The organism is Hymenobacter terrenus, assembly GCF_000972495.1.
In the GTDB taxonomy this organism is placed as follows: domain Bacteria; phylum Bacteroidota; class Bacteroidia; order Cytophagales; family Hymenobacteraceae; genus Hymenobacter; species Hymenobacter terrenus.
In genome coordinates, this window is record NZ_LATM01000028.1 from 21,552 (window position 1) to 33,829 (window position 12,278).

Below are 12,278 nucleotides of genomic sequence, written 5' to 3' on the forward strand. Positions count from 1 at the left end.
CTTATGGCAAAACAAGCCTCGATTGAGCAGGACGGTACCATCCTCGAAGCCCTCTCCAACGCCATGTTCCGCGTGGAGTTGGAGAACGGCCACCAGCTAATTGCCCACATTTCGGGCAAAATGCGGATGCACTACATCAAGATTCTGCCCGGCGACAAGGTGAAACTGGAAATGTCGCCCTACGACTTGTCGAAGGGACGCATAAAGTATCGCTACAAGTAAAAATGTATTCACTGCTGTTAGACCCACTTAACAACGGTGCTCTAGGAATTAGATAGCTCATTGAGTCTCTTATTTTTCCTATAAAAGTTGTAGTGTTTTTAGCTGTCGTTTTTTGGAGTATAATAAACTTCAAAAAGTACTTCAAGGAGAAGTAACAACTAAAGGAATACAGTAGTAAATTCAAAAATCACTTTGCACTCTTCAATCAAATGAAAGTTAAAACCTCCGTCAAAAAGCGTAGCGTGGACTGCAAGCTGGTCCGCCGTAATGGCAAGCTCTACGTCATCAACAAGAAGAACCCCCGCTTCAAGCAGCGTCAGGGCTAATTCAAATTTTAGAATCCCGGAGCCTTGGGTAATGGTAAGTGCGCTTACCGCCTTCCAAGTAGCTGCCGGGTTTTCTGTCCGCAAACACATAATTACACACAATGGCTCGTATCGCAGGGGTTGATATCCCGGACAACAAGCGCGGCGAAATCGCCCTGACTTACATTTTCGGCATTGGCCGGAGCAATTCTCAGAAAATTCTGGTGAAAGCCGGGGTTGACATCAACAAGAAGGTGAAGGACTGGACCGACGAGGAGTCGGGTGCCATCCGCGCCATTATTGCTGCTGAGCACAAGACGGAGGGCGTGCTGCGCTCGGAAGTAACCACCAACATCAAGCGTTTGATGGACATTGGTTGCTACCGAGGCTTGCGTCACCGTAAAGGTCTGCCAGTTCGTGGTCAGCGCACCAAGAACAACTCGCGTACCCGTAAGGGCAAGCGCAAAACGGTGGCCGGCAAGAAGAAAGCAACGAAATAATCTCACACGGGAATCGGCGCTGGCTTTGGCGAGTAGTGTACTCGCGTCGCCAACGCCAACACCTCCCGCATTTTTTGCGATAACCAAATGGCACAAAAAAGAAAAGACAAAGCCAAGAAGCGCGTTGTCGTGGTGGAGCAGGTTGGCCAGGTACATATCCGTGCCTCATTCAACAACATCATCATCTCCATCACAAATAACAACGGTCAAGTTATTTCGTGGGCTTCGGCCGGCAAAATGGGCTTCCGTGGCTCGAAGAAAAATACGCCCTACGCTGCTCAAATGGCGATGAGCGACTGCGGCAAAGTAGCCCATGATTTGGGCATGCGTAAAGCCGAAGTGTTTGTAAAAGGTCCGGGCTCGGGCCGTGAGTCGGCCATCCGCGCCCTTGGCAACGTGGGTATTGAGGTGACCACCATCCGCGACGTAACGCCGCTGCCTCACAATGGCTGCCGCCCCCCCAAGCGTCGTCGCGTTTAGTTTTTCACTTCAGATAGCAGATACAAATGGCACGTTATACCGGCCCTACCTCAAAGATTGCCCGTCGCTTCAACGAGCCGATTTTCGGCCCCGACAAAGCGCTCAACAAAAAAGCTTATCCTCCGGGCCAGCACGGCCGCGGCCGCCGCAAGAAGCAGTCGGAATACGCTGTGCAGCTGATGGAGAAGCAGAAGGTGAAGTACATGTACGGCATGTTGGAGAAGCAATTCGAAAATCTGTTTCATAAAGCTGCCACGCTACCCGGCATCACCGGCGACAACCTGCTCGCATTGCTGGAGGCCCGCCTCGACAATACCGTGTATCGTCTAGGAATTGCCTCAACGCGTCGCGCTGCTCGCCAGCTCGTGGGTCACAAGCACATCACCGTGAATGGTGAAGTGGTGAACATTCCTTCGTACCACTTGCGTCCCGGCGACATCGTGGCCGTGCGTGAGAAATCGAAGTCACTCGAAGCCATTACTACGAGCCTGTCGGTTCGCAACTCGCGCCAGTTCTCTTGGTTGGAGTGGGACGGTAAGGAGTTGGCTGGCAAGTTCATCAGCGCCCCTGCCCGTGAGTTGATTCCGGAGAAAATCACCGAGCAGCTCATCGTCGAATTGTATTCGAAGTAATTAGCGCTACTGGTAGCGGCCCGGCAATTTGCCGGGCCGCACTTGTGCTTATACTTCACCTAATTTTTTCAAATTTTTTACGCCCCACATATGTCAATCTTAGCTTTTCAGATGCCGGAGAAAGTGGTGATGGAGAAATCCGACGACTTCACCGGGACGTTTGAATTTAAGCCGCTCGAGAAGGGCTACGGCGTCACCATCGGCAATGCGCTGCGTCGCATTCTGTTGTCTTCGCTAGAGGGTTTCGCCATCACGTCGGTTCGCACGAACAGCGTGTTGCACGAGTTTTCAACCATCGAAGGTGTGATTGAGGATATGTCCGAAATCATTCTGAACCTGAAAATGGTCCGCTTCAAGAAGACGAGCGACGCCATTGCTGATAAAATTACGGTGCGCGTGAAAGGTCAAGAGACCTTCTCGGGTGCCGACATTGCCAAGTTTGCCAGCGGCTTCGAAGTACTGAATCCTGACCATGTGATTGCGCACATCGACCCCAGCAAAGAGTTGGAATTCGAGTTCACAATTGCCCGTGGCCGTGGTTACGTGCCTGCTGATGAGAACAAGCCGGCTGACCAAGTTTTCGGTCAGATTGCCATCGATGCTATCTACACGCCCATTAAGAACGTGAAGTATAGCATCGAAAACACCCGCGTGGAGCAGAAGACCGACTATGAGAAGCTCATCATTGAGATTCAGACCGACGGTTCGATTCACCCGGAGGAAGCCCTGAAAGGTGCCGCTAACATCCTCATTCAGCATTTCATGCTGTTCTCGGATAACACGATGACTCTCGAAGGGCCGCGTGTGACTGAAGACGAGCCAATTGATGAGGAAACCATGCAGATGCGCAAGATGCTCAAGACTCCGCTGGAGGACATGGAGCTCAGCGTACGTGCCAAGAACTGCCTCAAGGCCGCCGATATCAAGACGATGGGCGAACTCGTGCAGCTCGAAATCGCGGACATGATGAAGTTCCGCAACTTCGGTAAGAAGAGCCTCACTGAACTCGAGAACCTCGTGGAAGAGCGTGGACTGGAGTTCGGCATGGACTTGAGCAAGTACCGGCTCGAAGAAGACTAGTCGTAATGGCTGAATTGTTGGAAGTTTGACTGGGTTGCAGTCGACCGACAACAGTTCAGCCATTCGCTTTTATAAATCTCTTATTTTTTACTAGTACGCCCAAGGGGCAGCGGTTCTAATGAGGCTTCGGCTCGCCGTGGTCGCCGCCCGCAAGCGTACACATTTTTAAACGTCCAATGAGACACGGAAGAAAAATTAATCAATTGGGTCGGACTACCGCCCACCGCCACGCGATGCTGTCTAACATGGCTTCGTCGCTCATCCTGCACAAACGTTTGACGACGACTGTGGCCAAAGCTAAAGCCCTACGTAAGTATGTAGAGCCGATGCTAACCAAGTCGAAAGAAGACACGACGCACTCGCGCCGTATGGTATTTGCGGCGTTGCAGGATAAAGAATCCATCAAAGAACTGTTCGGCAATATTTCGAGCAAAATTGCTACCCGTCCCGGTGGTTATACCCGTATTCTGAAACTGAGCAATACTCGTCTGGGCGACAACGCTGAGATGTGCGTTATTGAGTTGGTCGACTTCAACGAGACGCTGCTGGAAGCTAAATCGGCCGCTGCTGAAAAAGCTACCACGACGCGCCGTTCGCGCAGCCGCAAGAAGTCGTCGGGTGCAGCTACGGGCGACGCCGCTACTTCGGCGGTTGAGGTGACGGGCGAATCTGTTGCCCCTGCTGCTACTGTAGAGACTTCGGCTCCGGCTGATAACGCTACTGAAACTGTAGAAGGTGGGGAGAGCCGTGACGAGGCTAAGGCTGACGAGGCTGGTGCCTAATTAAAATAGATTACTGAAGGTTGAAAGGGACGTACCGCAAGGTGCGTCCCTTTTTTCGTGTCAGCAGCGCCTCACCTGTAGCCTTTCTCCAAAAAAGAGATAGGATGATGATTTGCCAGAGCTTCGTAGCGTTGGCTAAATAGAGGACTTTACTTATAATCGTGCTTATCCCGGTTGATTCCCGTAGGTTTGTAGCGTATTCAACCGTTAAAAAACGACTTGCTATGAGCTTCATTTCGCAAATTCACGCCCGCCAAATTTTTGATTCCCGTGGTAACCCGACGGTAGAAGTTGATGTAACACTTGATTCGGGGGTGATGGGCCGCGCTGCCGTGCCTTCAGGTGCCAGCACGGGCAAGCACGAAGCAGTGGAACTGCGTGACGATGACAAAGCCAAGTACATGGGCAAAGGAGTGCTGCAGGCCGTAGAAAATGTGAATTCACGTATCGCGGAGGAATTGGTGGGCTTCTCAGTATACGAGCAGGCGTTGCTGGACAAGATTATGCTGGAAATGGATGGCACGCCCAACAAGGCCAACCTAGGCGCTAACGCCATTCTGGGGGTGAGCCTGGCTGCCGCCCGCGCCGCCGCGCTGGACGCCAACATGCCGCTGTATCGCTATGTAGGTGGAGTAGGAGCAGCCACGCTGCCCGTGCCGATGATGAACATCCTGAACGGTGGCTCGCACGCCGACAACTCCATTGACTTCCAGGAATTCATGATTATGCCCACGGGTGCATCGTCGTTCTCGGAAGCGCTGCGCTGGGGCACGGAAATTTTTCACCACCTGAAAAACGTGCTCAAGAAGCAAGGTTTCAGCACGAACGTGGGCGATGAGGGCGGCTTCGCCCCAAATATTAAATCTAATGAAGAGGCCATCCAAATTGTATTGCAGGCCATTGAAACGGCTGGCTACCGCCCGGGTGAGGATGTATTCATTGCCATGGATGCAGCGGTTTCGGAGTTTTACGAGGACGGCGTGTACCACTTCAAGAAGAGCACCGGCGACAAGCTGACTTCGGCACAAATGGTGGATTACTGGGCCGATTGGGTGAAAAAATATCCCATCATCAGCCTGGAAGACGGCATGAACGAAGACGACTGGGCCGGCTGGAAGTCGTTGACGGACCGCGTGGGTAAGCAAACTCAATTAGTGGGTGACGACCTATTCGTGACGAATGTAGACCGTTTGCAGCGCGGTATTGACGAGGGCATTGCTAATTCCATTCTCATCAAGGTAAATCAGATTGGGACGCTGACGGAAACCATTGCGGCCGTGAACCTAGGTCGTCGCAACGGCTACAAGAGCATCATGAGCCACCGCTCGGGTGAGACGGAGGACAGCACAATTGCTGATTTGGCCGTGGCGTTGAATACCGGTCAGATTAAGACGGGCTCGGCTTCGCGCTCGGACCGGATGGCCAAATACAATCAATTGCTCCGCATTGAGGAAGAACTAGGCGAAGTGGCTTACTTCCCTGGCAAGAAGATATAATCACTTTCTTTGATTGATAGTAGAGCGGCCGGTTTTGCGTGAGCAGAACCGGCCGTTGTATTACCTTTACCCTGATGGAGCTGCCTTCTTTCATTCGCCCGGTGCTGCGCGTGCTGCGCAGCTTTTACTTTCTCACTGGTCTGAGCTTTCTGGTCTGGATGCTGGTGTTTGATGCCAACGATTTGGGCAAGCAATTTGACATTTATCGCAAATGGAAGGATTTGCGGAGCGAAAAGCAATACTATCTCGATAACATTGAGGTGGTGAAAAAAGAGCGGGCTGAGCTAATGAGCTCACCGGCCCTGCTGGAAAAGTTTGCGCGAGAGAAGTACCTGATGAAACGGCCGGGAGAGGACGTGTTCGTGCTAGTAGCTGCTACGCCAGAGTAAACCAGCGGTAGGACCTGCCTCCTCTGGCTGGTGTATATGGTATGCCTGGGAAGCCTCACCACCAGCTGCTCACCTGAGTAGGGGGAGCCGGATGAATAGTATACGAACTGGGGGACAGCTTTCAATAATTACGAACCGGCTCTGAAGAGCCGCTTTTGTGCTGAGCGAGTTGGGGCGGCTTATTTTTGATTATGCAAGTTCCAAGCAGCCGTCGAATAATGCAGTGGATGACTATTCGCTCTTTTAATCTGAAAGCATGGGCCTTAGCGTTGGCCGCATTTGGCATTGCCTTGCGAGTAGCTGGGGCAGCATTGCTTGAGCAGTTGCCACCCCAGCTTAGCCAAGGACAAGTGGCGTTGCAGTTTTTACGGGCAGTGCTGCGCGCCGATTATGCGGGCGCTTATGGGCGCCTGGCGCCGGAAGTACGGCGGGCGATTAATCGGGCGAGTTTTGAGGCCGCAGCGCAGCCGCTATGGAAGCGTGGGCAGCACCGTGGCCACGAAATAGAATTGTATAAGCTGGGTGTGCGGCTGGGTGATGGTGGCGCTTCGCGGTTGTTCTATTCTTTCTCTTTCGCCGGCGATTCGAGTTTGAAAACGCCTTCTGTGCTGCTGGAGGTAATATTCCGAGATACTGCCTCGCGGACTGTTCTAGGGTTTGGTATACGGCCAAATGCTGCGAAAGCGCCCATTAAGGGTGCTCTCAGGGAACAGAAAATATAGTGCTTTAAGACTTTACGAACGGCCGGAGCAGTTGAAATTTGCTCATGAGCTGTTTCGTGCGCTACGAATAATGCCCAGTCAGGTTTGAATGTGCTCTCACATAGTGAAAAAAGGGGACGCACGATAGTAAGAACGGAACTCTTGTGGGCGGGCTAATGCCTATCGCACCTAATATTCTTGCCGTTGTTTTTTGTCATTACTATCGTGCGACCCATATTAAATATAGCATGAATCACGTCCCAATTGTGTATGGCATAGGTGGGCTAGACCACCATATTAATAGCCTCAAGTACACACCTGTTTTTCTTTTCAAAAGCCCTTCTGGCTCAATGGCTACTTTTCAAGAGCTACCCTCACCACCTCATTCCAGAGGTCCTCACGGTAGAGCTTAGTATCTGCAGGTGTTGCCAGCCCCTTATTAGCTCCCATCACAATGGTAACCTCCGAATCGGGGAGGTAATACATATCTGCGACGCAGCCTGCTCCATCTCCATCATGGCCAATACCATAACCGTAAGGGGTGTTTCTCTTAATTAAGCCCAAGCCGTAGATTGTACTATGCCCATCCTCTACCCAAGTAGTCATGGCTGCCCGAGAAGCTGGACTAACTAGGTTGCCCTCGAAGATGGCTTCCACAAACTTTGCGAAGTTAGAAGCCAAACCCAGCATTCCGCCATCCCCAAAATCGCTGGCAAGCAATCTGGTTTCTATATCCGTGACGTTGGTAAGCTCCCCGTTTCCCAAATCACGATAGGTATTGGGAAGGCCAGCAGGAGTAGGATAGCTAGGCTCATTTTTATAGTAGATATCCGTAAGGCCTAGAGGGCTGAAAATACGTTGTGCGAAAAAATCAGCGTGGCTGGCTCCTGTCACACGGTCGATAATTCTTGCCAACAATAGATAGTTCGTGTTGCTGTAAGTATAGCCCGTGCCTGGTTGAAACAACGCAGGTTTGTCGTACACACGTTCAAGATTTTTCTGATTTGTCATGCCTTGTGCCCTATTATCAAGGACGTCGGATAGATACTCTGGTTCCTGAGTGTAGTTCCGGATTCCTGACGTATGATTCAGTAATTGCCGTACAGTAGCTTGGTTAGCATTAGCGATACGGTCGCAAATAGGAGCAGGCAAATACGTGTTAATAGGAGCATCCAGGCTGATTCGGTCCTCTTCCACCAGCTTCATTACGCTTACGGCGGTAAAGGTTTTAGCGATGCTCTGCGGATAAATAAGGTTACAAGGTCGCATCGGCTCGTCCGTTTCGGTACGTGCTTTTCCGGCCGCTCCTGTCCAGACGCCCTCTTTGGGGGTTTTGATATACAAAACCAAGCCTGGAAAGCCTTTCTGGACATACTTATCAAGTATGGCCTGATAAGTGGCCGCTTTCGGATGAGATTGATTATTGCCTGCCTTGACAGAACAATCATCAACAGGTTGCTGTTCGCCAGCGTCCTTCTTACAGCCGGCCAGACTGGTTACCAAGGCTAAGATAGCCGTAGTTTTTAGCATTAGATGTTTCAGGGAGAGCATTTCGTTCTTTGTTAAAAGTTGGTTTTCTTACTGTTGTTTTAATACCTCGGTGTGCAATGACTAAGGGACAAAGAGCCTCTCTATGTGGTGCTTGTAACGGCCGGTAGACCCTTGCCAATAGTCACCGGCATCTTGTAAACCACCATGACTTGGGAGAAATACTGGTTGGTATCGTAACAGATGGGCCTTCCCATACTTGCGAAATCTTCGAAGAGGAAGCAGGGTAGTCTGTTGTTATCGGCCACGAATAGGCATGGTGCGCCAGTGGCCACATGGGCTAGCATTGATTCTTTCATAGGAACAGTGTGTTGGAGGTTTGTGATGACGGGGCCGGGCCCCTTTAGCCAGCTTCTGATGCTATACTATGATGCCACCTCACGACGGGCAGCATTCGAATGGCGAACTCTGTGAGGCAGAAAGTTGAGCCCGGAGCGGGAGGGCTACAGAGAGAAATACGCCCAAAGCTACCCGCTGGATCAACGGTCGACGTCCATGTAGGTCGAGCAGGATATCAAGTTTTTCCCAACGGCGTCTATCTAAAGTAGATGGACCTATAACGCCTTGATAGCCTGATTATTTATTCCTGCTGATAAATTCGGAAGGAGAACAGCCCACTACCTCTTTGAACACCTTATAAAATGTGGATTTGGCGCTGAACCCGGCCTGGTGAGCAATACCTAACATGCTGTAGTGTCGGAAGGCGGGGTCGCGCAGCAGGCGCTGGCTCTCCTGCACCCGGTGACGATTGATGAACTTGTAGAAGCTTTCTCCAAAGCCTTCGTTGAGCACCTGCGAGAGAGAGTTGGGAGTGAGTTGGAGCTGCTCGGCCAAGCTCGTCAGCGACAAATTGGGTTCCAAGAAAGGGCGAGTCTCGTTTATATGCTGTGTCACCTGTTCCATCAGGCCTCGCATGTCCTCCGCCTTTAGGGTGGAGGTGCGGTAGCGGACTTCCGGCTCTTCCTGAATGAGGGGTAGTATCGCTGTCATGCTAGCGGGCTCAAACAGGTATTTCTGCCTCACGGCATGGTAGGCAATCCAATAACTGAAGAACAGCATACCAAATCCAATCAAGTATCCGGCTTGTTTGAACAAGCTAATGCCCATCCAGACCACAGACAGTCCTATCATTATCAGCAGTAGATTGCGCAACCATTGCAATTGTTGGTCTTTTACTGAGGAAGCTAATTCTCGGATCACGCGGCGGTGGCGTAGCAGCAGATAGCTGGCTATGCCATACAGCAGCAGCAGGACTTTCAGCAGATGCCTTGCTGCTTCATTGTGCGGAATGGCTCCCCAGTCTTGCTGTTTCACATAGACCAGCTTTGTGGTTGAATCACCGGTGAAAAAATCCCATAAGATGGTGAAATGCAGGGCAACTGGCAGCAAATGAAGCAGATGCGCGGGCAGAGGCCTCATATCTGGCCGAGTATGATATAAAACGTATAAGTATAGTAGCGGCCCTACAGCCGAAAGCAGGAGCCCCTCATAGCCCAGTAGTTGCGGGTATTGCCTGAAAAAATAAGTGTGGTCCAGGAGGTCGCTCAGCAAGGCGCCGGCCAGACAAAGCAGAAGTAAACTCAGTATAAGATTGGCTTTTTTGTTTTGAGCCTTCCGCAACACAATGAGCAGCACAGCGACTGGAACCAAATTGATAATTGTTACTGCTGCACAGAAGAGATATAGATTAGAGAATAAGGTCATGGAAGTAGCTGTTCACTAAGTAGAGCCAATGTGATATTTTGTATTGGCCGTGACCGACTGCTGTGTTTGCAGATTATCACGTTATGAAGCGTGTTGATGAAGCATGTACCAACAGGACTCCTTACTACCCATTTACCCCTATCGCTGAGTGAAAAAAAATAAGCAAAGGCGAGTACGCCTTTGCTCACTATCGATGCCTCATGGCAGTCAAAGTAGCGTGAAGCTACCTTATTGGTAAAAATCTGGCTTCATTTGACGCCAAAGCACAGTAGCGTGCCTTGGCAAAGAGTCATTGCATAGTTAGTTGATATTGCTTAACCTAGCTGATAGATAACGAGAGGAACCGACTCTCAACTCAAGCATGAAGAACTCGCTTATAAATGACCTTTTGAGAACTTCTGAGTGAGTATAAAAGGACGTTTGTACCCGGTTGTGCCGATGGAGTGAGCTTATTCGATTTTCTTACCGGCCATGGCTTGCTGGATGGAGATGTTCATAACCCGCTCGGCGTAGGGCCGGGTCAGCTCTTCCAACTCGTCCATGGCTTTGAGGATGGGGTCGCGCTCAGTGCCGGTGAGGGCAGTGCGTAGGGCCTCAACCTGCGCTTCGGTAGCAGTTAGCTCATTTTCAGTGAGGTGCTCGCGGTTTTTGCGGGTGAAGTTGCTGACCTGGTAGAGAAGCTGCTCGGCGGCGGTACGGGCTTCGATGAGTAGGCGGGCCGCCACGTCTTCTTTGGCATTCATGAGCGAGTCCATCAGCATTTGCTCTACCTGCTCGTCGGTCAGGCCGTATTGAGGCTTGATTTCGACCTGCTGGCGGGTGTTGGAGCGTAACTCAATGGCCTCCACTTGCAGAATGCCATCAGCATTGAGCAGAAAGTTTACATCGACTTTGGGCAGGCCGGCGGGCATGGCCGGGATGCCGGTGAGCACGAACTCGCCCAGCTTACGGTTCTGGCTCACTAGGTCACGCTCGCCTTGGTAGACCGCAATTTTCAGGTTTACCTGGCCGTCGACGCTGGTGGTGTACTGGCGGCCAGCTTTGGTGGGGATTTTAGAATTGCGGGGGATAATGGGGTCGAGCAGGCCCCCCAGCGTTTCAATACCTAGGGTGAGCGGGGTTACGTCGAGTAGCAGTACGTCGCGGCGGTTACCGGCCAGGATATCGGCTTGGATGGCGGCCCCCAGCGCCACCACTTCGTCAGGGTTGAGGGAGTTGTTGGCGGGCTGGCCGAAAAACTCCGACACGGCATCGTACACGAGCGGTACGCGGGTGGAGCCGCCAACCAGCAGCACAGCATCTAGGCGGGAGGAGGGGAGGAGGGAAGGAGGGGAAGGGGTATGACTCCCAACCTTTTCATTGTCCTCTTGCCCTTGTCTCCTCTTACCCTCAAACCCTTCCAATTTGGCATCCTGGACGGCTTGGCGGCAGGCAGCAATAGTGCGGTCGACGAGCGGACGAATGAGGTCGTTGAACTGCGCGCGGGTTAGCGTGACGGTGGTGTTCTGACCGGCTTCATCGGTGAGCTGAGTGGTGAAGTCGTCGTGCTGGCTGAGGTATTTCTTGGCCATTTCGGCGGCCAGGCGCAACTGCTGCTGCAGGTGCGGGTTGGTCTGGAAAGAGGCGGGCAGTTGGAATATCGTGCTCCAATGCTCGGTCACCACACGGTCGAAGTCGTCACCGCCGAGGTAGGTATCGCCGTTGGTGCTCAGAACCTCAAAAATACCCTGCTGAATGCGCAGGATGCTGATGTCGAAAGTGCCGCCGCCGAGGTCGTACACGGCCACTGTTTTTTCCTCGCTGGGATCGAGGCCGATGCCGTAGGCTAGGGCGGCAGCGGTGGGCTCATTCACGATGCGTAGTACTTCGAGGCCTGCCAGGCGACCCGCGTCGCGTGTGGCCTGACGCTGCGAATCGTTGAAATAGGCCGGCACGGTGATGACGGCGCGGTTCACCGGTGTCTTGAGGGCGTGCTCGGCGCGGGCGCGGAGCTCCTTCAAGATGTCGGCCGACAGTTCAATCGGAGAGAAGAATCGGTCATCGACTCGGATTTTCACTAGGCCTTCCGAGTTGTCATCAATGACTTTGTAGCCCAGTTGGGTGGCGTGGAGGCCTAGGTCGCGGTAGCTTTTGCCCAGCAGACGCTTCATCGAGTAAATAGTGCGCTGCGGGTCGGTGAGCAGGAATTCGCGGGCTTCATTGCCCACCACGGGGTCGATGCCATCGGCGGGGAAGTGCACAACTGAGGGCACGATGCTACCCCGGCCCTGGTCGTTGATGGCCACGGGCTGGCGGCTGTCTGGGTGCACGTAGGCTACGAGGCTGTTGGTGGTGCCCAGGTCGATGCCGACAATGATTTCTTCTTGCTGAAAAGTGCCAGTGGCGAGGTTAATAGCGACGGTAGCCATAGTTCGGAACAGGGGCTGCGCAGTTGGGCAG

General features: G+C 52.4%; 12 protein-coding genes. 9 read left to right on the plus strand and 3 right to left on the minus strand.

The annotated features are described in order from the left end of the window. Positions 1–3 precede the first annotated feature (3 nt). The 9 genes from infA to WX88_RS22090 all read left to right on the plus strand — a co-directional run bounded on the left by infA (position 4) and on the right by WX88_RS22090 (position 5,886). Positions 4–222: a translation initiation factor IF-1 gene (gene infA / locus WX88_RS22045; protein WP_035567874.1), complete on the plus strand. Its 219-nt coding sequence runs from the start codon at positions 4–6 to the stop codon at positions 220–222. 209 nt (positions 223–431) lie between these two features. Then, positions 432–548, plus strand: coding sequence for a 50S ribosomal protein L36 (gene rpmJ / locus WX88_RS22050; RefSeq protein ID WP_046246595.1), 117 nt, complete (start codon positions 432–434; stop codon positions 546–548). A gap of 101 nt (positions 549–649) precedes the next feature. Continuing rightward, positions 650–1,027 carry a 30S ribosomal protein S13 gene (gene rpsM, locus WX88_RS22055; RefSeq protein WP_046246596.1) on the plus strand — a complete coding sequence of 126 codons (378 nt, stop codon included), beginning with the start codon at positions 650–652 and terminating at the stop codon, positions 1,025–1,027. Between the two features lie 87 nt (positions 1,028–1,114). Further along, positions 1,115–1,507, plus strand: coding sequence for a 30S ribosomal protein S11 (rpsK, locus tag WX88_RS22060; RefSeq protein ID WP_035567868.1), 393 nt, complete (start codon positions 1,115–1,117; stop codon positions 1,505–1,507). A gap of 26 nt (positions 1,508–1,533) precedes the next feature. Beyond that, positions 1,534–2,139, plus strand: a complete 606-nt coding sequence (gene rpsD / locus WX88_RS22065; protein WP_046246597.1) for a 30S ribosomal protein S4 — start codon at positions 1,534–1,536, stop codon at positions 2,137–2,139. A gap of 90 nt (positions 2,140–2,229) precedes the next feature. Continuing rightward, positions 2,230–3,219, plus strand: coding sequence for a DNA-directed RNA polymerase subunit alpha (locus WX88_RS22070; RefSeq protein WP_046246598.1), 990 nt, complete (start codon positions 2,230–2,232; stop codon positions 3,217–3,219). Positions 3,220–3,395: 176 nt separating this feature from the next. Then, positions 3,396–4,001, plus strand: coding sequence for a 50S ribosomal protein L17 (gene rplQ / locus WX88_RS22075; protein ID WP_046246599.1), 606 nt, complete (start codon positions 3,396–3,398; stop codon positions 3,999–4,001). 224 nt (positions 4,002–4,225) lie between these two features. After that, positions 4,226–5,497, plus strand: coding sequence for a phosphopyruvate hydratase (gene eno / locus WX88_RS22085; protein ID WP_046246601.1), 1,272 nt, complete (start codon positions 4,226–4,228; stop codon positions 5,495–5,497). Between the two features lie 74 nt (positions 5,498–5,571). Next, positions 5,572–5,886, plus strand: a complete 315-nt coding sequence (locus WX88_RS22090) for an FtsB family cell division protein (RefSeq protein ID WP_046246602.1) — start codon at positions 5,572–5,574, stop codon at positions 5,884–5,886. Positions 5,887–6,941: 1,055 nt separating this feature from the next. Here the strand turns inward: WX88_RS22090 and WX88_RS22100 are convergent. From WX88_RS22100 to WX88_RS22110, 3 genes are all read right to left on the minus strand, one after another. Beyond that, positions 6,942–8,138, minus strand: coding sequence for a serine hydrolase domain-containing protein (locus tag WX88_RS22100; protein WP_052732981.1), 1,197 nt, complete (start codon positions 8,136–8,138; stop codon positions 6,942–6,944). 573 nt (positions 8,139–8,711) lie between these two features. Next, positions 8,712–9,839 carry a helix-turn-helix transcriptional regulator gene (locus tag WX88_RS22105; protein ID WP_046246604.1) on the minus strand — a complete coding sequence of 376 codons (1,128 nt, stop codon included), beginning with the start codon at positions 9,837–9,839 and terminating at the stop codon, positions 8,712–8,714. Positions 9,840–10,288: 449 nt separating this feature from the next. Further along, on the minus strand, positions 10,289–12,247 hold the full coding sequence (locus WX88_RS22110; RefSeq protein WP_046246605.1) for an Hsp70 family protein: 1,959 nt from the start codon (positions 12,245–12,247) through the stop codon (positions 10,289–10,291). Positions 12,248–12,278: the final 31 nt, after the last annotated feature.